The following is a 20667-nucleotide window of genomic DNA, read 5'->3' on the forward strand; positions in this document are numbered from 1 at the left end:
CCGCAAACAAACATATCATTAATCTTAGTGTCCGGGATCAACCCAACTTTATGATTAATTGGAAAGACTATTAGCGGTTTATTCATCGTAGAGCAAACGATGGAATTCTTTTTTGACTACGTTGTAACATTCGCAAGAGCGCGACTCCAATCCCAACCGGTCAAGTACCGTGATATGGCCTCGGCGGTAACTGATCAAATCTGCGCGCTGCAAATTCCCGGCGGCTTCGGTAATGCCTTCGCGACGCACGCCGAGCATGCAGGCAATCAGTTCCTGTGTCATGGTCAATTCATGTGAGTACAATCGATCGAGCGTTAACAACAACCAGCGGCACAATTGCTGCTCTACCGTATGATGCCGATTGCAGACCGCAGTTTGGGACATCTGTGTCATCAATGCCTGAGTGTAGCGCAGCATCAAACGCATCATCGGCCCTGCGTGATCGAATTCCTCCATCATTAACCGTCCTTTCAATCGGTAACCGTAGCCCCCGGTCTGTACGGTAGCGCAGCTGGGCGTGGTATTACCGCCCATGAAAAGCGAAATTCCGAGCATGCCTTCATTGCCAACGCCTGCGACTTCGGCCGATGCGCCATTTTCCATGACGTAGTGCAGGGACACGATAGCGGTCGTCGGGAAATAAACATGTTGCAATTGGCCGCCGGATTCATAGAGGACTTCCCCGAGAGGCATCGGGATCAGTTCCAGATGAGGTGAAAGGCGCTCGAATATTTCCGCAGGCAGAGCGGAGAGAAGATGGTTTTGATGGGGAACATGCCGAGCGGAAATAAGGGCGACCATTTTTTTGTCTCTGAGCGAGTAAGCAATGAAGGCGAAAATCAAAAAAACAGCGAAACAGCAAATGGCAAAACTTTATAAAGTTATATTGCGCTCTTCCTTATAACACAATATACCAAGTAGAGTAGATAAGGTTTAGACGTTTGAATCGAATGACACAAAAATGTAGAGATCAATTTCTTCAGGCCGAATTTCAAAATTGTCAAAGCCAATCCGATTGGCAGAGCGTGGGTTTTAGTTTGCTGGATCTGATTACTCTGAAATTTTCTGGCTTACGATGATCAAAGCCGTATTCCAATCTCATATCTTTCTTTTAGATAGAAATTTAATTGTTTTATAAAAACACGAACAAATACTTATTTATTGATCATTACTTTAAGAGTTTCATAATCGATTCCTGGAAAATTACATTATTTCCTGGAATGGGGCAGATTGCTTATTCAAGGTTGAATTCATAACAAAATGCAATTTTTAACAGATCATTTTTTAGGCGTAGATTATGAATAAAATCCAAAAAAATCAGTCATTTTAGGCAGCGTTGCACTGTCAGTGGCAAATGCCAGTGCTATGGCTAGTTGTAACGATATTCTTTCGACTTGGAATGATAATTTTATGACTTTATCCGTAGGCGTCGCCGGTAATTTCCCACGATAAAACCCAAGCATATATTGCACATCAGCGGCAGCAACATCCATAGATAGCAATCGCTACGCGTATTTGGATTATTATCGTCTGCGGCGTTAGGCAAAAAGCTGTTTAAAAGATGCCTTGATGATAGCGGCCGAATCCGGATCGCCTTGCAAAATCGCCGATGCATAGGCTCTTGCCTGAGCGAACGTGATATGCGGCGGCAGCGGCGGCACATCAGGGTCGGTATAGATTTCCAGCACGACCGGCCGATCGGCACTGAGCGCGCGATCCCAGGCATTACCGAGCTGCTCCGGCTGATCGATGCGAAAGCCGCCCAAGCCGATCAATTCTGCAAACTGTGCGTACGGGAAGTCAGGTAAATCTTGCGAGGCCTCAAATTTCGGATCGCCTTCAATCGCGCGCTGTTCCCAGGTAACCTGATTCAGGTCCCGGTTGTTCAGGACCATAATGACCAGACGCGGGTCGCTCCAGCGCTGCCAATATTTGCCTATCGTGATCAGTTCATTGATGCCGTTCATTTGCATCGCGCCATCGCCGACCAAGGCAATAGCCACTCGCTCCGGATAGGCAAATTTTGCCGCAATCGCATAAGGCACACCCGGCCCCATCGTGGCCAGTCCGCCCGATAATGACGCCATCATGCCGGGACGGATTTTTACGTCGCGCGCATACCAGTTTGCCGCAGAGCCGGAATCGCAGGTAATAATGCAATTATCCGGCAGACGCGGGGAAAGTTCCCAAAACACGCGCTGGGGATTAATCGGATGAGCCGGTGTCATAGCCCGCGCTTCCAAGGTTTCCCACCACTCGGCCACTTGCGTTTCAATGCGATGCCGCCAACGGCGATCTTCTTTTTTATGCAGTAACGGGATCAGGGACCTTAATGTTTGTGCGCTGTCGCCGATCAAATTCACTTCCATCGGATAGCGAATACCGATCATCCGGCCATTGATATCGATTTGCACGCCACGTGCATGGCCTTCTTCCGGTAAAAATTCGGAATAGGGAAAGCTGGAACCGACCATCAGCAGCGTGTCGCAATTCATCATCATGTCGTAGCTGGGCTTGGTGCCCAGCAGCCCGATAGAGCCGGTTACATAAGGGATATCATCGGCCACCGCGGCTTTACCCAGCAATGCTTTGGCAATACCGGCTCCGAGCAGCTCGGCGATTTCCAGTATCTCGGCCGTAGCATGCAGCGCCCCGGCACCGACCAGCATGGCGACTTTGTCTCCCGCGTTGAGCACATCGGCGGCACGCTGCAAATCTTCGCTATGGGGCACCGTGCGAGGCGCCTGGAAGCCCATCCCTGAATGTATAGTGCCATGTTCGTGAGAAGGTGTCTGAGCCTCCATTTCCTGAATATCGTTAGGAATAATGATACAGCACACGGTGCGTTCGGATTGCGCAATGCGCATCGCCCGGTCAAGCAAATGGCGCATTTGCGCCGGAGTAGACGCCATCTGCACATATTCATGCGCGACGTCTTTAAACAGAGAGACCAAATCGACTTCCTGTTGATAATTGCCGCCCAATGCGGCCCGCTTCTGTTGTCCTACGATAGCGACAACCGGTTGATGATCGAGTTTTGCATCATACAACCCGTTCAGTAAATGAATCGCACCGGGGCCGGAGGTAGCCAGACAAACACCGACTTCGCCGGTAAATTTGGCATGTGCGCAAGCCATGAAAGCCGCCATCTCTTCATGCCTTACCTGAATAAACTCAAGCTTATCGGGATTACGGTTTAATGCGCCCATAATGCCGTTAATGCCGTCTCCGGGGTAGCCGAAAATGCGTTTCACCCCCCACTCGTATAAACGCTCCACTAAAAAATCGCTAACGTTTTTACTCATGTTAATTCCTTTTGCGCAGCTTGGCAGTTTGCGTGTTCGCAGGAGCATAGATTACCGTCCAACTGATTCTCACAGCTGGCGCTACAGTATTTCTCCCCCTCCTGTACTTCGCAGTGACAGCCGGGATTAGCGCAATAGGTTGGCTTATTTTGATCATTCAGGTTGCTCGTTACTGTTGTCATAATCTTCTCCGGGAAAAATTTCTAATGACTAAAAAACAGGTACGTTATTTATCTCCTGCCCTGAAAATTGGCAAAGACATACTCTGCGCATTCACTTTCGATCTAATAAGCAGCTGGAAACAGGACCCAGCCTTGCTCATCCCGGCCTCTTTAGACCCAGGCTAAATGTGTTAACACTGCGGGCTGCTAATTATTTTTAAAATATATACGCGAAACTTCTCTGAACTTATGTACGCTAAGTAACTTTCAAAATAATTTTTCTGTGTTGGACGACGTATTTAAAGTCATCGGATGCTTTGAATCCTGAAGCTCGTCATTGAATAATGTCTTATTCAATATTACGACGATGGAATTTTATAGCTGAGTGAACTTCTTGAGCGGGAATTAAAGCGCCTTATTATTCTAGACGCTCTTTATTTGAAAAAAATTAGTGAGTTTTCGAAACCTTTTGACACCCTACCGAATGTTGATAAGTTTTTAGCCGGTATGCATAACATCAATTAATCACAGCGGAGATACCTTTACCTGCACTTGGGCTATATAGTCGTCGGCTAATCGCTCAGCCTGTTCCCGCGTGTCGCCTAAGGTCATCACATAGCCGATACGGTCACTGTTCTGATACGGGTATGAAACCGGATCACCCGGTTTTTTCAAGACTTCGATGTGTCGGATGCCTGGGCTTGATATCGGCGGAATGATGACCTCTTCCAAGCTCCCGGTAATGTCAGTGATGATCCATCGCGACACCGCATATCCGTATCCCGCTCGATAGGCCAGTTTCGATAACGGTTTGCCAAGATGCAGGTCGATAACGTCTGCGTGGATGGACCGACCCAATGCAAGATTCAATAACCGGGGAATTTTGGCGCCTACCAGTCGCGGATTGACCTCGACCAGAAACGGGCCTTCTTCGGAAAGCAAAATCTCCGTGTGCGTTACGCCATCATTAAATTCGAGTGCGTCCAGGATTGAAAAGACATAGTCTTCAATCTTGCTGATTTCATACCGGTCCGACGGAAAACAGCTCCCTTTGATCGCGCTGGAAGGTTGCGGATACATCAATTTCTCATTAATGCCCAGCATTATATGTTTGCCGTTCTGGGTCAGCGTATCGCAGCCGACCAGTTGGCCGGAAATATACCGCTCAACCAGCAATCGGTCATTCGCTTTAACGCCAAATCCGTAATCGGTACGGCAAGGCAAATAGTTATCCAACGGATCCAGCAGAGGATTCAAATCGTCTTCCGTTAAGAAAGCTGCAATGTTTTGCGAGCCGTAACCATCGGACGGCTTGACCAAAACCGGGAAACCCATGTTTTCAATCGCGGCCCTGAGTTGCTGATTATTTGTGGCAAGCGCAAATTCGGGTTGGCGAATCCCTTTTTCGGCCAGAAGGGTCCGCACGGTAAATTTGTCGCGCATGGCAACTGCCGTTTTCGGGTTGAGGAAGCGGAGATTGAGCCGCTCGGCTAATCTGGCGGCTTCCGTGATGCGGATATCAATCAAGCACAGGAGTGCATCGAACGGATCTTGTTCGTGAATTTCAACGGCTTGTTTTTCGAATTCGTCATAATCAAAAGGGTTGATTTCGACTATGCGTTTTGCAAAGGTAAGATATTCAGACAAAGTCCCATTTTGGGCGTAATGCGCACCATCAGCCGTAAAGAATGTTACTTGATGACCTTGCATCAAAGCGCTCTCAAAGAGATCAAAATCGTTGCCGCCCGGCGCTTCGATTAAAAGTAAATGTGCCATTTGTATTTTTTCCTGGAAATAAAATCAAGCTTGAATTAAATGCTTTCGGCGAGCCTGAAGCCCATCGCGTAAGTGACAGACCGGGGGTTATGTCCATGGCGTCTTCGTGTTCTCGCCAAGTCCCGAAACCGTGCAAAACTTCCGCCGCGGGCAATGCGGTAAGCACCATGAATCTGGCTCAGATGATCGTCAATCACTGGACCGCCGGGGTAAGGTTGGTAATTATCGGCTACATATTCCTCGACATTACCCGCCATGTCATACACAGAAAAGTACGATTCCCCGCCATGAAAAATGCCCACCGGCGAAGTATCAAATAGCCCCGTTTCGCAGGTGTTCGCCAAGTCTTCATTGAATTCATCACCCCATGGAAACTCACGACGTTCAGGCCCTGCTGCCGCAAACTCCCATTCGCTCTCGGTCGGCAAGCGAAAGCGTCGGCCGGTTTGAGCCGACAACCACTGAGCGTACGCATCGCAAGCCTCGGCCGATAGGGTATAGACAGGATGGTTGGCGCGTTCGATCGGAAACCGTCTAAATAGCCAGCTCGTCGGTATTTCGCGATAATCCGTATCGACCAGGAAATCACGGTATTCCTGGTTGGTGATCGGGAATTTTCCAATCCGGTAATCCTGAAGCCTGACTTCATGCTGTGGACATTCCTTACGTATCCATGCACCATCCAAACCTAATTTGCCGAATCGCGCCAACACGTCATCGACTGCCGAATCCTCCAACCCGATGACGACTGCGCCGCCGGGAATATCTATCATCGCAGGATTTGTTGTTTCAATTCTGGGATCCCCTATCAAAGCCAGCAGATTTCCCGCCACCAGCCTTGCCTCCAAAGGAAGATCGCGTCCTTGTACAATATCCAGTAGTTCGTCGTTTTTTAGCAAACGCAGTTCGTTGTATAGCGCGTGAGTCCGTCCGGTGAGTCTGTCGGTAACGTAGTAATCGGGCAAGCCCAGGCGCTCCCGATCGGTCATTTCGCCGCATAAAATAGTCTCAAACTCAGGCCAGTGTTGTTTTTTTAAGGTTTCAATCATCATTGATAATTCTCGTTAAATTTGAAAGAGCAAGCCTGTCTTGACTGGCGGTTATTGCTGCGGAGAGATGGATAGGCTTTTGACAACGACCTCGAATCGTTTCAGCGTTTGTTGCAGGTAAGCATTAAGATAGGGGTCAATTAAAGATCCGTCGTCTTTCCAAGCGTCTGTAGCGTATGGCAATGCTACCTGCTCCGCCAGAATCAGGCCGCCCAGGTAAGAGAACACGTTGCGCGCGCTTTGCAGCCCTAAAACGCCACCGCTCTGGCCCGGAGTGGCGCTTGCAAGTAACATCGGTTTGCCATGAAAGGGGTTAATGTAGCCTTGTTCCGCAATGATTCGCGGCAATCTGGATATCCAGTCGACGGTGTTTTTCAAGTAAGGACTGACGGAGCCGTTATATTCCGGACTGACCACAATCAGACCGTCCGCGTTGAAAAAACGCTGATAAACCTGCTTAACTTTGTCGATAACGAGACTATCGTTTTCCAGGTCCTGGTTGAACAAAGGTAAATCGACGGTATCGGATTCAAGAATCTCGACGTAAAACTCTTGTTTTAATAAAGACTCGAAATGTGCAGCCAAGCGACGATTTAACGATTGTTTTCGTTGGCTGCCGGGGAAGATTAATATTTTTTTCAAAAGGAACTCGTTCGGCCGCTCAATGCGCCAGTGGATAGACTTCGCCATCATAGGACGCAGCAAGGAAATAATGTTGCACAGGATCGTAACTTATTGAAGAGATACCGGCTGTGGTCGGGCGTTCGAAAGCTGTCCAGGTTCTTGTCGGAAAGTCGAAAGCCGCTACAGTGCCGCCATAGCTTCCTGTCATCAATGACTGGCCGTCGGCACTGACGCAGATGCATTTCACCGAATGGGCATGAGGCGTTTGGTAAACTTCATCAGCGCCGTCGATCCAAATGCGCAAGGTCTTATCGCGCGCTACACTGGCAAACCCGTTCCGTCCGACTTTGCAGCAGGCGTTAGTAATTTTTTCATGAGCTTTAGCTATCTTTTGGACAAGGCTTAAGTCATTGCAGCTATGCCAAGCGATATCCGTTGAGGCGCAAACAGAAAACAGTTGATCCTGATTAGCGACTATTCCCTTGATGGCATTTTCATAGACCTGGATTTCTTTTTCCAGCCTGATAGATGTGTCCGCTTGCAAGGAAAATACAATCATTTCGCCTGTGTAACTGCCGATCGCGATGTGGGGAGATCCGGCACGATAAAAAAGCGCGCCGCAATTTAATGGCGAATGGTGTTGATAAACAATTCTGCCGCTGTTGACATCGAAAAGTTGACCGAGTTGCCCGCCTGCGAATAAATGATCACCGGCAGGTAATAAAAAATTACATAAACTCCCTAAATGGGAAAAAGCTTTGCCGTCCTTGTATACCGTGCCGGAATCGCCAACGGTGTAGGTACTTTGCTGGTGCAGCGCAATAGCGTTGATACCGCTCCCAGCTTCGATACCATCGATACTCCAGCTATCTTGGCACCAATCATAAACAGCGTAGGTCGTGCCGAAGGTACCGGCAACCAATTTATCGTTACCCAGTATCGCGGCGGCTCTCGGCCAAATAATATCCGGCATGAGGGTGCGTTGCCGCTCCGTGAGTTCTCCGGTCTCGCTGATATGCCAGAGGGCGAGTGTACGATCATAACTGAGTGAGGCAAGAAGTTGCCGCTCTTCGCAGAAAACGATCTTCTTGATGCCTGCTTGATGCGCAGCATGATAGTGAAGCTCGCCTTCTGTAATGATTGCGATCCGGCCGCGGTCGTCACCGGCAATGATTCGTCCTTGCGTATCCATTGCAATGGTATCGGTGCGTACGCCATCAAGATCATAGCAAGACACTTGAATGCCTTTCTCTATATCCCATTCCCTGACTGTTCCGTCGACACTTGATGAAACCAGGCGTTTTCCGTCCTGACTCCAAAGCAGTGAGATGATGTTTCCGGTATGCCCCCAGAAAGTTTTGATGCAGCGACCGGTTAAATCGAATAGGCGCACCGCTCTATCCAAGGCGCAGGTAGCTACGGAAGCATTGTCCGGCGCAAAAACGGCCATATCCACGTCGTCGGCATGATCAGTCAGGACAGCCTGAAGACGTAAGGTGGGGATTTCCCAAATCCGGGCCGAATAATCGCTACCGGCGCTGACCAACCATTTGCCGTTAGAATTAAAGGCGCAATGATTGACCAAATGGTCGTGCATGCCTCGGGCCAAGGCTTTGCGTGTTGCTGAGTCCCACAAAATGACCCGATTATCATAACCGCCGGTTGCAACATAAGGACCATATGTTGCAACACTACTAATGGGACCTAAGTGTTTCATATCTTGGCATTTAAATAAGCAAAATCAGTATGACTGCTGTCTTAAAATCCCTGGCAACTTTCGCCAGGGATTTGACGAGCAAAAAAAACCGCAGTTACGCTATCGTATTAACATTAGTTCCTACGGAACCCGATGTTGCCAACGTAGGAGCCGCCGCAGTAGCAGTCGCACTTTGGCTTGTCGCACCATGATGATGATGCCCTGACCTTAGCGAAGAAAAAGCTTGTTGCGCAGCGCCTATGTCGCCTGACTGCAAGGCCTGGCCTAATTTACCCAACGGGCTGTTAGGATCGGCTGCCGCAGTGGGCGATTTAGCGGAAAGTGAAGAAAAAGCTTGTTTAGCCGCGTCCAAGTTGCCGGACTTTAAAGCTTGAGACAGTTGATTAAAATCCTGTCGCTGCTGTTGCCATTTGCCGGCGCCGCTGACACTGGACATAGCTGATGATGAAACGCTCATCCCCATAAAAACCTCCAAATTAAGTTATTGATAATATTTAATTGCTCAGGGGCCTGTTGTATTTATTCAGGCTCTTCCATCCTTTTAATCGACAGCCGCCGTTGCGATTTAGAAACAGATATTAAATAACGCAAAAACGGCAATAGTTTGCCGTTATCAATTTATTGATACCCCGAAATCAGCAGCGAAACCGCAGCTCCATTTAGTTATTTAGCCGAAAAAATCGAAATCATAATGAGCTGTGACTCACCGGCCACAATAGATAGCACATAGCGGCAAAATAACACTTGTCTTTGATTTATAAGCAGTTATTGCGCCAACTTTTAGTGAATTTCAAAAATAACCTGAAATATTAAATGGCTTTTTTCAGCAGACTTAGATTCCTAAAATTCATAGGTGATGCGCACTTGGTTTTAAAAAATAAATGCAATTGCACTGACATTTCATGCTGTCATTAATAACTGTCTTTTCCTTCAATATTGCCTTTTTCATTAATCGAAACTTTCCAATTAACGTCCCCGACAACTAAATACATTTCGTACTCTTCACCTGCTCCATTAGGATTGGCAATCAACTCTGCTTTTTTAAGCTCATATCCGGGAAAGCTTTTTTCTAAAACTTCTTTAACTGCTGGTGGCGCTTCATTCAAATCTTCTAACAGCAATTCATCGGTAAACAAATTGCCATTGGTTTTAAACAGTTCGAGCTTGGGCTCTTTACCCTCTTCTTTAAATGCTACTTCTAATAAATCCTGGCCGAAATGAACCTCATGGCTGGCTTGCAAATCCTGAGCTGTGGGATGTCTTTTCAGGATATCCGCTTTCACTTTTTCAGGAACACCGGCTTTTGTTGATTGCTGAGCATTCACTGTTACAGCTATCGCCGATAACAAGAGAGTGCCCAACGCTGTAGTTACTAATTGACGCATTTTATTTCCTGATCATTAATGTAAGACCGAATGACATTGTCCCGCCTTCACCGCGAAGGTAGATCAACCCAAGATCGGCCGAGTCGGGATGTCCTCGCTCCGCTGTTTTTCGTAGCCTTTCGAATGCTTCTCGTAATGCCGGGCGTTGCATAATTATGAATTTGATTCTTCAGTCATTATTTCTTTGATGAAAAGATGAGCATAGAAAACAGCTACACCAAAAACACTCATTAGTAGAATATCTAATATCATCGCGATTCCTCAAAAGGTCAGTTAAATGTTTATTCCAGGGATTCTGTAAGCATGCAGAATATTGAATACTCCATAGCTTTAAGCCATTTCCATGCCACATACTGGTGCATATCGAATAAACTGATAAGAATCAATCCTGATTCCCTAATAGGAGCGAGTCGAAATAAACTAATAAAATGAATAAAGGTTGAAAAAAACCGTAGAAAAGGTTTATTTCAACCAAACAGCAATGCAATTTTCTGAAGCAATGCAGCTCATTCCAAAGATAAACTTGAGCAAAACAATCGATAGTATTGCATCAGCAATAAAGTGGAGGATTCATGTCGGGCATCCATATCTTAGCGGGATAGACAGGACGGGGCTTTTCGCCGACCGCAGCGCTCGGAACGAGCGCAAACAGCCGGCTGTTTTGAGGATTTTCAGTTACGGCAATGACTTATGGCTTGAGTCTTGTTTGATCGTCGAAATTGCCTCCTGCACGGTGGTCATGAACTGCGCCGGGAAGATAATCGTTGAGTTTTTCTCTGTCGCAATCTCGGCCATGGTCTGGAGTGTGCGAAGCTGTAATGCGACCGGGTGCAGTGCAATAATATCCGCGGCCTCGCCGAGTTTCACCGCCGCCTGAAACTCGCCTTCAGCAGCGACTATCTTGGCGCGCCGCTCGCGCTCGGCCTCCGCCTCTTTCGCCATCGCACGCTGCATATTTTCGGGAAGCGTGATGTCCTTAATCTCGACAGCCGTCACTTCTGCGCCCCAAGGCTCGGTATGGGTATCGATCACATTCTTGATTTGCAGGTTAATGTCGCTGGTCCGGGAAAGCAACTGGTCCAGCGAGAACTGGCCGACAACGTTGCGTACCGTGGTTTGACTGATTTGGTTCACGGCACTGGTGATGTCCTCGATCGCGACGACCGACTTTTGGGGATCAACGATCTTGTAATAGGCGACGGCCGCGATATCGATCGACACGTTGTCCTTGGTGATGATCTTCTGAGAAGGGATATTCATGGTAATCGTGCGAAGAGTGACTTTGGTCATCAGCTCAATGAACGGTATCAAAATGATCAGGCCGGGGCCGCGCACGCCGGTGACTTTACCGAGAAAGAAAATAACACCGCGGTCGTACTCTTTCACGACCCGGAGTGACATCGCAATTAAAAGCGCGACGATGATAATAACGAAACTGACTAAAGACATGCGTTACTCCTTTGTTGTTGACCGGAATCGAAAAACAGGAAAACCAATGCTATGTTTGGGACTATAGTGGCCGCCTGTACCTCAGTCAAGCTACCCCTTTGCATTCCTGCTGTAATTCCCCATTATCGCTATTTGCTGAAAACGCCTTGCCAGCTTCCGGAAATCAAACGGGTGATGACCATCAGGATAAAAGGCACCGATAAACCCGCCGGTGCAGCCAGATAGCGCGGTTGCCATTGTGGCGCAAATTTGGCCTTGTATTCGTAAAGTCCTTCAAAATTATAAAATTGATCGCCCATATCGAAAATGGCCGTGCCGACTTTATGCCACAGCGGCGCCAAAGGACGCCGTTCCAGTCCGGCCAAAGGCGCCATGCCTAACGAAAACCATCGGTAATTCTCCGCCTTGCCCCACATCATCAGCTCGGTAAACAAGAAATCCATGATACCTTTCGGACTGTCCGGATCGTAACGCATCAAGTCGAGGGAAAGCTCCTGCCGGTCAGCGGTCTGCCAGAGATTGGCAAAAGCCCTGATTTGTCCCGAATCGTCTTTTATCACAGCCACATCGGTACGGCGCAAATAATCTTCATCGAAAAAACCCAGCGAGAATCCTTTTTCCCGTGTGTTTTTATTCGATAGCCAAGCCTCGGAAATCCGTCGCAAGATCGGCAACACCGCATCAACCGATGGTCCCGACAATATTTCAAAGCGATAATCCAGTTTTCCGAACTTGTTGCGGGCAGTTCGCTGCGTCTCGCGCAGCTTGCCTTGTAAACTGAAATTTAATAAATCCACTCGGGCTTCTTCGCCGAGTTTAAATAACGACAAGCCCTGATCGAGATAATACGGCAACAATTCCGCGCCAACCTGGTAAAACACGGCTTTTGCACCATAGCGGTCAGCCTGTTCCTGAAATTGCCAAAGCAGATTTTCAACCGCCGCTTGATCACCGACGGGATCACCCATTGCAACCCAGAAATGGGGCGTTATCGCAAACATGATAAAGGCGTTGCGCTCAGTGTTCCACAGCAGGTATTTATCACCCAACAACGCCAAATAACCCTGGGTATCAGAGCATTGAAGCACCAAGCGTTGCGCCTCGCCAAGTTCGTTTGCTGTGGGTTTTTCCAAAAATTGCGGTGGAGCGACACTCCATAATCGCGATAATCCATAGAACAATATAACGACACCGATCAGCAATAATGTCCGTAAAAATCTCGATGCATTGCCTTCATAGGAAAACTGCCACCACAATTCGTGTACGTATTCGACGTCCCGATAAGCGAAAAAACCCAGCCAGATCGAACCCACCAGCACCATCGCAATCGTTGCCCACCAGGATCTGGAAACAGACATGCGCAGTAACGACGACCGGCGTTGAAAGTGGCTGCGAGTGGGCAACATCAGCGTCAGTATCATCAATAATACCAAGGCTTCGCGCCAGTCGAATCCCTTGAGCAATGAAGTAATAATGCCCAATCCCAGCAAAAACAGGCTGCTATACCAAGCCGCATCGATCTTGAGACGGATTCCCCGCGCCAAAAACAACAGCAGCAAACCGATCAGGCTGCCCGCCAGATGCGATAATTCAACGATAGGCAGAGGCACCAGGTCGCGTAGCCAATCCAAAGCTTCGGAGTTAGCGGGAATGGAGCCGGAAACCAGCAAAATGCCACCGGCAAACAGCAATAACAGCGAATACAGTTGCGGCACGACAGCGGATAAAATCCGGCTCACAGCACTACTGCTTTCGGCTAACAACGCCCGGCGACTGTATATTTCATAGCTCAACAGCCCGGCTCCGGCCAGCAATAACGGCAGGAAATAATAAATGACCCGGTACAGCAGCAAAGCGCCAATCAAAACCAAATGCTGATCCGTTACCTCAATATCCGACATCAGCCATAAAAATGCGCTTTCAAACACCCCGATACCGCCCGGTACCTGGCTGATAACGCCGACGACCTGCGCCACCACAAACACCACGACGAATGCGCCAAAATCAATATCGACCTTGCCGAGCAATAGTACCCACAACACCAATGACGACAGTACGATGTCGATACCGGACACCAGCGTTTGCCAAACGGCGATACGCGGCGATGGCAAAACTAATTCGAAACCTTTAATCAGCAACGGCTTGCGCCATAATAAAACGGCGGCCCAATAGACCAGCAAAGCAAGCGCACAAATCAGGCTGACCCAATGAATGGCTTGCGGCTCCTGCACAGTGTTTGATAAATAGTGCGGCAATAACAAGCTGCCGACCCAACCCAAACTCAGCGCGCCTAATAGATAAGTGATCGTTTGGAACAAGGAAATTTTTATAATGTCCCAGCCCGGCACGCCCCATTTCGAGTAAAACCGGTAACGAATAGAACCTCCGGCAGCCCAGGCATGACCGGTGTTATTGCTGATCGCATAACCTAATAAGGCTGCCGGAATCATTTTCGATAGAGGAATTTGGGTATACCCGGTGAAACGTAATGCCAGCCAGTCATAACCCGCCAAGATCAGGTAATTGATCACGGTTAACGCAAAAGCGGCGAACATAATCCGCATCGGCATGGTTTGTAACGATGACAGGATGTCGTTCAAGTCGTGGACTTTGATTTCGTTATGAACGATGTAAAGCGCACAGGCAAACAAAGCCAACGGTAATAAATGAGCGATTTTTTGAGTCAATCGGCTTAATGTTTCTTTGGTCATGCGCTTGTTATTTAAAGTGTGATAGAAAAAGACTTAACTCAGTTAGGCCATTTCCGCAAAAGTACATTCTTTATTAAGCATTTTATTCACCACGAAGACACGAAGGACACGAAGTTTATGTCTTTCTTCGTGCTCTTCGTGCCTTCGTGGTGAATAACAGACTCAAATATCTAGAACAGATCCTTTATCGAACATCGCCAATGCCGTGCTGCCGGTATACATCGAGTATTTGCTTGGTCAGTTTCGGATAATCCTGGTCGAAATGATGGCCGCCGGGCAATTCCAGAATATTGGCCTCGCTATTTAGCAGCTTGGTGCAGGCTGTTTCGGCTTTCTCTTCCTTGCCGTAGATACATAAAATCTTGTTTCTGGGTATCTGCGCCAGTTCCGGAGCCAGGGAACGTCCACTCGAAATTTGTCCTAGCCAGCCTGAAACATGAATTTCAAAATCAGCGCTATTCGCCAATGCTATCAACACCAAAAGCCTAATGCTGTCCTTATCTTGCTGCGGCAGGCGATTGTAAATAGCAGGCAATATATCGGCGCCGAACGAATAACCGGCCAACACAAATGACTTTACCGCCCAATTTTTCCGGTAATACGCCATGGTTGTCGCCAGATCGGCTGCCGCTTGCTCCGGGGTTTTGCGCTCCCAGAAATAACGTAACACATCCACGCCGACCACCGGATAATTTATGGCAGCCATTTCCCCGGCTACGGTTCTATCCAGGTCGCGCCAGCCGCCGTCGCCGGAATAAAAAATCGTAACGTTATCTCCGGGCTTGGTAACAGGTACCTCGACTACCGGCATCGGTGGAGAAAATTGATGGCTTTTGCCAAGAGCTGTATTCACTTCATCAATCAGTAACGCATCAAGCGGCGTATCGTAAGCCGCAATCCAGGTATCGACATTTCCCAAAGCTTTAATAAAAACCGCAGTCTCGTCAGGAGGCTGATCAGTCCAAACCGAACGCCAGTTGCCTTCCAGGCTGGGAGACGAGACCAGACTGTGTTTTTGATTCTGATAGTGGCTGAGCAACGGAGGACACAAGACCAGCTCATTAGGCAGCGCGACCGAAAAGCCAATAGAAAGATTGGTGACCTCAGTTTTAGATGGGGATTGGGCGTTAATAAACGGTATCAGGGCACCTTCGGCGATACCGGCAACAAGCAGATGATTTACCGAAGAGACCGGCAACTCTTTTAGCAGGGCGTCGATAGATGTAGCGACACGCTGATCATCAAGACATTGTCCGCTTTCGGCATTAAAGCCTTGAAAAAACCGCCCCGGATCAACAACTGCCGCAGTCATTCCGGTTGCAGCCAGACGCTGGCCCAAAGCGGTTGCCGGAAATTTCTGCGTATCGGCAAACACCAGCGCCAAGCCCTGAGAGCCCCATAGCGGCTGGGCAACAGCTATATCGCCAAAGTTTTCACTGTGTATCGACTCTTGCAGAATTGGCGGATGGGCATGTTTTGCCCAAATAATGCCAAGCACGGTTAAAGTCAGCAACAGGCACGCAAGCAGAGTTTTTTTTATTTTCATGGGCTGAACTATTTTCAAGGAACCGGTATGTTACATGGCCGGTTCGATATTGAGGAACGATGCGATTAATTGATTGATCTGCCCGGCATGAGTAATAGGTGCGGCATGTCCCGCATCCGGCACAATTTCAATCTTTCCGTTTGCCAACATTTGAGCCAATTCACTGGAATGGCGTAAATCGATAATGTCGTTTTCTCCTGTAATCACCATTGTTGGCGCTGTAATGACCTGCAAATCAGCATGATCGAGTTGCGGCGCTGTTCGCCATAATTCCTTGATCTCCGCTTCCAGAACGGCATGTCTTTCTCCTGCTCCGGACCATAAGCTACGCAGCCAATCGATCATTTTGTTCAGTAAGCTGTTACGAGCTTCATCATGGGGCCGGTCGGTCTCAGGAATCACTCCGGAAGGTTCGAAATTAGCGCTGATTGCAACGATTCGCCCCACGCGTTGCGGCGCTTCGAGCCCCAGCAATAACGCAATAATCCCGCCGTCGCTCCAACCGACGATGTCGGTGCGCCGGATACCCAGCCGGTCGAGCACCAGCAGCGTGTCTTCTGCAAAAATTGAGTAGCTGAGCTTGGAATTACCGGCTGTCGAATCGCCGTGACCGCGGGTATCAATCAGCACGACTCGACGCCCGGAAGCAACCAGCCAGGGTATCTGGGAAAACCAACTGAGTTTATTGCTTAGCCCGCCATGCAATAACAATACGGGATCACCATGGCCGTATGAGACATAATGGATATGAGCGCCTTGGTAAACAATATTACCGGTTTCGGTCTGCGTAGTCGTTGTGCATTTCCAAATCAGGTAATTTAGCGCATTAACCGAAACCGGCCTTAACCAGACAAAAAGCGACAGAATGATTGCCAATAAAAGCATCCAACTTATATGAAATAATCGCTTCATTATAGTAAGCAAGTCCGTTATGAAAAAATCCTAAACTTTGATTTTCAGCCGTCTACTTGATTTTCAGGCTTGCCGACTTATTCAGCCATAGACCGGCTTTTCCGGATATCCACGATTGGGCAAACTTGTCTGACTTACAGACAGTGTCCAAAAATGCGGTCGATACGCTGAATACCGCCGCGATATGCCTGGCATCCTGTTCGCCATTTTGTCGACCGCCGTGCGACGGCCTGCCCATGCCGCCGAAAGGCCCTGCGGACGAACCGCCACCGCCACCGCCTCCTCCTCTCCTGCCCCCGCCGCGCACGGCATTGCCCATGCCAAAGCGCTGCATGGGCTCGCTTGGTCCGGTTTTTTCTTCGGATTCCTGAGCCGGATCGGACTTTTGCCGATGCGCCAAATTAGATCCCGCCAATAATTGATGCCCGCCTTTATTCAATACCAGCAAATACTTATTGCCGGGCGGCGCATACTCCCAAATTGCGGTGCGCACATAGGGCGAACTGATCCCGTAAGGATCGTCGTCCTCGCTGCCGGTGACGACCAACAACGGGATAGCAATATTTTTGTAGCGGTTGGTTAAGTTCCCGAGCGCCATATCCACAGACGGGCTGAATAACATAGCGGCAATCGGACTGAAGTCTTGAGCTTGCGGAAAATCGGCGCCAAATTTCTCGCCGATTATTTCCTCTGTTGTTTGTGCCCCGATATCGTAACCGGCAATGATCACTCTCGACACATCGGCCGATTTAAACAGGGCCTGACCGGCTTTAACCCGCAGTTTGAGCTGTGCATAAGCCCAGAGTACGTGGTTGATACGTTTTTTCAGCGATGCCGGCGAGAAATACTCATGCCCTACATAGTGCAGCTCGCTGTTTCTGACCGCCTTCGACGGCCTGGATTTATCGCTGTCATCCGAGTCATCCTCGTCCTCTGAGGGCTTGTCATCACCCGGTTTTCCCGGCATCGGCGTTAGTTCTTTAAGCGCCGAACTGATCTCGGCCGGTTGTATGCTGAAAACCGCGTAACCGGCCTTGGCCCAAGTTTTACGCCAAAGCCGCCCACCCTCGGCAGATTCGCCCAAGCCCGGCAGATAAATAATCAACGGATAAACACCGGGAGCCTTCGGTGCAAGCATTGAAACTTCAACGGCTTGACCGTCATGCCGCCACGTTTCATGGACCGAATCGATCGGATAATCACGTGAAACGGAGTAACCGCCTTCAGTCATAAACCGTTCGACCTTTTCAGCCTGCTCTTCCGGCGTCGGCAAAGACGGGCCAAAAGAACAACCGGTCAGAACAAGCGCATAGAAGATAAGCGCCAGAAAACCCGCCTGAGTTCGGTAAATTTTGTTCATGGCGCTGTTATTGTGGCGGTGGCGCCGGCGGCTGTCCGGGCGGTGGCGGCGGAATATGCGGAGGCGGTGACGAACCGGGCGGTGGTGGAGGTATATGGGAGGACGGCGCAACTTGATGGGATGTTGCACCCGAGAATTGACCCGATACAGGAACCTGATGGCCCTTGGCATACATACATTGAATATAAGCCGTATCGTAGCGTTGTTGTGTCTCATACATCGAGCTATTCGCGGCACCGGCACCAACGAGACTGCCTCCCACCAAACCGCTGCCGGCGCCGATGGCCGCGCCACTCCCTCCCCCGATTGCTGCTCCGGCTGCCGCACCCAGCGCCGTGCCCACTGCGGCGCTGGTAACGCCGCTATTCACCCCCGCTTGGTTGGCTGTAGTGCCGCCAATCCGGTAGCTAGCGAATTGCTGGCAGACAGCATCGTCGTTACGAAATTGTTCGAAAGACAGGCCGGTACCCGGCAGCACCATCACATCGGGTCCGCTGGGCAAGCTGACGCAACCGGTTACCACCAGCATAACTGAGCTCAAAAATACTATGAAAAAACGCGACATACTTGAACTCCTTAACGAGGTGCGGACGGTATAGGCTCAACTTGCTGCCACCTATTGAAACATTCCTTGATATAGGGGTAATAACCTTCAGGGTCATTGCAGTAATACCAGTAACCGGGCGGATTTTGCTGGATAACCGGCGGGGTTTGCTGAATGTAGACCGGCGGTGCCGCCGGTACGGTAACTACCGCGGGCGGATAGCCATAATAAGGGGAGTAGTAAGGCGCGCCGTAATAGCCTAAACCGTAGCCTAGGCCCAACCCTAAACCAATGCCGCTATAGTAGCCTCCATGACCATAGCCCCAACCGCCGCCGCCATGATGTCCGCCTCCGAATCCGCCACCATGGCCTCCTCTCGCCCAGACAGCGTTGCTGGTCAGTGATCCGGCCAGGACAATGATTAAACATGCGAACGTGATCTGTTTCATAAAAGTCTCCATCCCGCATTGACGGGATTCTTTAAAAATTTAATCCGGCAAAATAACGCCGGAAAGCCGGTTCAGCCGGCCTGTTCCGGTTTGCCTCCGCGCTTGCAACGGCAAGCGGCAACAAGGCAATCCCGGTATTATTTGTTCCTTAATCGCTTCTTTAAAATAGCCGTATTCAACAAGAAAAATGGCTTTTGGAACCGGCTAAACAGCCGTGTATCGGGAATATTTCTATGATGCGATTGTTCATATTATTTCCCAATTAGAATTCAATTAACTTTATAACATTTACAGAACCAAGCTATTTCCGTGCCATAAATTAATATGCAAAATAACATGAACAATATCAATCCTAACGACTCAACAAGAACAATCTAAAGCAAATATGCAAGCGGTTAAAGGTTCAAATAAGCCTGCTAATAAGGTTCTTTTCAACTACTTAATGCTTTCATATCCCAAAAAATCAAGTCATCCGGTAGCAATCACCATGAAATGTACCGACCCGATTTGACTATTGGATGCTCTAAACAGGAAAACCGGTTAAGAGTCTCCCAGACAATAATCGATTTAAATAGCAAAGCGTAAGCAAAGAATTTCAAATAAAAATACGCCGTCTCTATTTCCCAGAACCTATTCAACATGCCACTGCCATTAAGTTAAGCGTTGTAGGAGCGGGCCATGCCCGCGATGAGAGAGCGCAACTCAGTAATTGTCGTTCAAGTTTCGCGGGCATGGCCCGCTCCTACCGAATCATTGTGCTTAACTTAATGGCAGTGATTCAATATGCACATTACAGATAGACCAGATGCTGATTTCATGCGCTGAGTGAATCAATCCGGGCGGTTTAACACTGTCATCTTTATCCATCTAAAGCATGCGTTTTTGCGGTTAATTCGACAGAACCGGTTATAATTGCCACGATTTTCGTTCACGTAAAACAACAAAAACTTAAGTTCTATGGCTAACATACGTACCCATTACGATAACCTAAAGGTTACAAGAGACGCCCCCGCCAGTGTCATCAGAGCGGCCTATAAAGCCCTTTGCCAAACTTTTCACCCAGACAAATTCCAGGGTAGCACCGAAGAAGCGGAAAGAGTCATAAAGCTGGTGAATGCTTCCTATGCCGTATTAATAGACCCGGTTAAGCGCGCCGGACATAATGCATGGATTCGGGAACAAGAAGCTAAAGCCAGGCAGCATAGTGAAAAGGCACATTTCAACGAAACGGACAAAGCGCCCGAGCAACGACCCGACCAAAAGCAAGAGACGCAACGCGAACAGACGCAACAGCAACAACAGCAGGAACCGCCTCCGTCAAACACCCATAGCGAAGCTACGTTTCAACGCGCATATGACTTGAACGATCAAGGCCGCCATGCAGAAGCTTTTTCAATTTACCAACAATTGGCCGGTCAAGGTCACGCAAAAGCCCAGTTCAATCTAGGCGTCATGTATGACCAAGGTCAACATGTAACCCAAAACTACGCTCAAGCCGTTTCCTGGTATCAAAAAGCGGCGGAACAAGGCAATGCAAATGCGCAATACAATTTGGCTCTTAAATATAAAATCGGTCAAGGCGTAGCGCAGGATGATGCCAAAGCGGCTTATTGGTACCGGAAAGCGGCAGAAGAAGGTAATGCCAGATAATACCGGTCTGTAAATAATTTCGCGCCATC

At 48.8% G+C, this 20667-nt stretch carries 18 protein-coding genes; 1 reads left to right on the forward strand and 17 read right to left on the reverse strand.

Annotated elements, in window-relative coordinates; all coding sequences use genetic code 11:
- Nucleotides 1-78: 78 nt before the first annotated feature.
- From V7051_RS00760 to V7051_RS00840, 17 genes are all read right to left on the reverse strand, one after another.
- Entirely contained in the window at nt 79-801 is a 723-nt protein-coding gene (locus tag V7051_RS00760) for a Crp/Fnr family transcriptional regulator (protein ID WP_333872969.1), read from the reverse strand.
- A gap of 494 nt (nt 802-1295) precedes the next feature.
- Nucleotides 1296-1493 carry a hypothetical protein gene (locus tag V7051_RS00765; protein ID WP_333872970.1) on the reverse strand — a complete coding sequence of 66 codons (198 nt, stop codon included), beginning with the start codon at nt 1491-1493 and terminating at the stop codon, nt 1296-1298.
- 45 nt (nt 1494-1538) lie between these two features.
- On the reverse strand, nt 1539-3305 hold the full coding sequence (locus V7051_RS00770) for a thiamine pyrophosphate-requiring protein (RefSeq protein ID WP_333872971.1): 1767 nt from the start codon (nt 3303-3305) through the stop codon (nt 1539-1541).
- Nucleotides 3302-3487 (reverse strand): hypothetical protein, encoded by a 186-nt coding sequence (locus V7051_RS00775; protein WP_333872972.1) that lies wholly within the window; start codon nt 3485-3487, stop codon nt 3302-3304. The genes V7051_RS00770 and V7051_RS00775 overlap by 4 nt, the downstream gene beginning before the upstream one ends.
- 504 nt (nt 3488-3991) lie before the next feature.
- Nucleotides 3992-5242, reverse strand: coding sequence for an ATP-grasp domain-containing protein (locus V7051_RS00780; protein WP_333872973.1), 1251 nt, complete (start codon nt 5240-5242; stop codon nt 3992-3994).
- A 35-nt stretch (nt 5243-5277) separates the two neighbouring features.
- Nucleotides 5278-6294 carry a formylglycine-generating enzyme family protein gene (locus V7051_RS00785; protein WP_333872974.1) on the reverse strand — a complete coding sequence of 339 codons (1017 nt, stop codon included), beginning with the start codon at nt 6292-6294 and terminating at the stop codon, nt 5278-5280.
- A gap of 48 nt (nt 6295-6342) precedes the next feature.
- Nucleotides 6343-6933 carry an NADPH-dependent FMN reductase gene (locus V7051_RS00790; protein WP_333872975.1) on the reverse strand — a complete coding sequence of 197 codons (591 nt, stop codon included), beginning with the start codon at nt 6931-6933 and terminating at the stop codon, nt 6343-6345.
- A 19-nt stretch (nt 6934-6952) separates the two neighbouring features.
- Nucleotides 6953-8632: a WD40 repeat domain-containing protein gene (locus tag V7051_RS00795; RefSeq protein WP_333872976.1), complete on the reverse strand. Its 1680-nt coding sequence runs from the start codon at nt 8630-8632 to the stop codon at nt 6953-6955.
- 94 nt (nt 8633-8726) lie between these two features.
- Nucleotides 8727-9089, reverse strand: coding sequence for a hypothetical protein (locus tag V7051_RS00800; protein WP_334168710.1), 363 nt, complete (start codon nt 9087-9089; stop codon nt 8727-8729).
- A gap of 454 nt (nt 9090-9543) precedes the next feature.
- Nucleotides 9544-10017 (reverse strand): hypothetical protein, encoded by a 474-nt coding sequence (locus V7051_RS00805; protein ID WP_333872978.1) that lies wholly within the window; start codon nt 10015-10017, stop codon nt 9544-9546.
- Nucleotides 10018-10692: 675 nt separating this feature from the next.
- The gene (locus tag V7051_RS00810; protein WP_333872979.1) at nt 10693-11466 is read right to left on the reverse strand and encodes an SPFH domain-containing protein; all 774 of its coding nucleotides are present in this window, start codon (nt 11464-11466) and stop codon (nt 10693-10695) included.
- 128 nt (nt 11467-11594) lie between these two features.
- Nucleotides 11595-14177, reverse strand: a complete 2583-nt coding sequence (gene mprF / locus V7051_RS00815) for a bifunctional lysylphosphatidylglycerol flippase/synthetase MprF (RefSeq protein WP_333872980.1) — start codon at nt 14175-14177, stop codon at nt 11595-11597.
- A 184-nt stretch (nt 14178-14361) separates the two neighbouring features.
- Nucleotides 14362-15723, reverse strand: coding sequence for a virulence factor family protein (locus V7051_RS00820; RefSeq protein ID WP_333872981.1), 1362 nt, complete (start codon nt 15721-15723; stop codon nt 14362-14364).
- 30 nt (nt 15724-15753) lie between these two features.
- The gene (locus tag V7051_RS00825) at nt 15754-16608 is read right to left on the reverse strand and encodes an alpha/beta fold hydrolase (protein WP_333873014.1); all 855 of its coding nucleotides are present in this window, start codon (nt 16606-16608) and stop codon (nt 15754-15756) included.
- 79 nt (nt 16609-16687) lie between these two features.
- Nucleotides 16688-17995 carry a hypothetical protein gene (locus tag V7051_RS00830; RefSeq protein ID WP_333872982.1) on the reverse strand — a complete coding sequence of 436 codons (1308 nt, stop codon included), beginning with the start codon at nt 17993-17995 and terminating at the stop codon, nt 16688-16690.
- A gap of 7 nt (nt 17996-18002) precedes the next feature.
- Nucleotides 18003-18560, reverse strand: a complete 558-nt coding sequence (locus tag V7051_RS00835; RefSeq protein ID WP_333872983.1) for a glycine zipper family protein — start codon at nt 18558-18560, stop codon at nt 18003-18005.
- Nucleotides 18561-18571: 11 nt separating this feature from the next.
- The gene (locus tag V7051_RS00840; protein ID WP_333872984.1) at nt 18572-18988 is read right to left on the reverse strand and encodes a hypothetical protein; all 417 of its coding nucleotides are present in this window, start codon (nt 18986-18988) and stop codon (nt 18572-18574) included.
- A 957-nt stretch (nt 18989-19945) separates the two neighbouring features.
- On the opposite strand from V7051_RS00840, the gene V7051_RS00845 reads away from it, so the two are divergent.
- On the forward strand, nt 19946-20638 hold the full coding sequence (locus V7051_RS00845) for a J domain-containing protein (RefSeq protein WP_333872985.1): 693 nt from the start codon (nt 19946-19948) through the stop codon (nt 20636-20638).
- Nucleotides 20639-20667 lie beyond the last annotated feature (29 nt).

The sequence above is a fragment of the Methylobacter sp. genome, assembly GCF_036845245.1.
In the GTDB taxonomy this organism is placed as follows: Bacteria; Pseudomonadota; Gammaproteobacteria; order Methylococcales; family Methylomonadaceae; genus Methylobacter_A.

Excerpts from the sequence above, each read along its gene's own strand:
- V7051_RS00760 (WP_333872969.1), bottom strand. The coding sequence starts at position 801 with ATGGTCGCCCTTATTTCCGCTCGGCATGTTCCCCATCAAAACCATCTT.
- V7051_RS00765 (WP_333872970.1), bottom strand. The coding sequence starts at position 1,493 with ATGGATGTTGCTGCCGCTGATGTGCAATATATGCTTGGGTTTTATCGT.
- V7051_RS00770 (WP_333872971.1), bottom strand. The coding sequence starts at position 3,305 with ATGAGTAAAAACGTTAGCGATTTTTTAGTGGAGCGTTTATACGAGTGG.
- V7051_RS00775 (WP_333872972.1), bottom strand. The coding sequence starts at position 3,487 with ATGACAACAGTAACGAGCAACCTGAATGATCAAAATAAGCCAACCTAT.
- V7051_RS00780 (WP_333872973.1), bottom strand. The coding sequence starts at position 5,242 with ATGGCACATTTACTTTTAATCGAAGCGCCGGGCGGCAACGATTTTGAT.
- V7051_RS00785 (WP_333872974.1), bottom strand. The coding sequence starts at position 6,294 with ATGATGATTGAAACCTTAAAAAAACAACACTGGCCTGAGTTTGAGACT.
- V7051_RS00795 (WP_333872976.1), bottom strand. The coding sequence starts at position 8,632 with ATGAAACACTTAGGTCCCATTAGTAGTGTTGCAACATATGGTCCTTAT.
- V7051_RS00800 (WP_334168710.1), bottom strand. The coding sequence starts at position 9,089 with ATGAGCGTTTCATCATCAGCTATGTCCAGTGTCAGCGGCGCCGGCAAA.
- V7051_RS00805 (WP_333872978.1), bottom strand. The coding sequence starts at position 10,017 with ATGCGTCAATTAGTAACTACAGCGTTGGGCACTCTCTTGTTATCGGCG.
- V7051_RS00810 (WP_333872979.1), bottom strand. The coding sequence starts at position 11,466 with ATGTCTTTAGTCAGTTTCGTTATTATCATCGTCGCGCTTTTAATTGCG.
- mprF (WP_333872980.1), bottom strand. The coding sequence starts at position 14,177 with ATGACCAAAGAAACATTAAGCCGATTGACTCAAAAAATCGCTCATTTA.
- V7051_RS00820 (WP_333872981.1), bottom strand. The coding sequence starts at position 15,723 with ATGAAAATAAAAAAAACTCTGCTTGCGTGCCTGTTGCTGACTTTAACC.
- V7051_RS00825 (WP_333873014.1), bottom strand. The coding sequence starts at position 16,608 with ATGCTTTTATTGGCAATCATTCTGTCGCTTTTTGTCTGGTTAAGGCCG.
- V7051_RS00830 (WP_333872982.1), bottom strand. The coding sequence starts at position 17,995 with ATGAACAAAATTTACCGAACTCAGGCGGGTTTTCTGGCGCTTATCTTC.
- V7051_RS00835 (WP_333872983.1), bottom strand. The coding sequence starts at position 18,560 with ATGTCGCGTTTTTTCATAGTATTTTTGAGCTCAGTTATGCTGGTGGTA.
- V7051_RS00840 (WP_333872984.1), bottom strand. The coding sequence starts at position 18,988 with ATGAAACAGATCACGTTCGCATGTTTAATCATTGTCCTGGCCGGATCA.
- V7051_RS00845 (WP_333872985.1), top strand. The coding sequence starts at position 19,946 with ATGGCTAACATACGTACCCATTACGATAACCTAAAGGTTACAAGAGAC.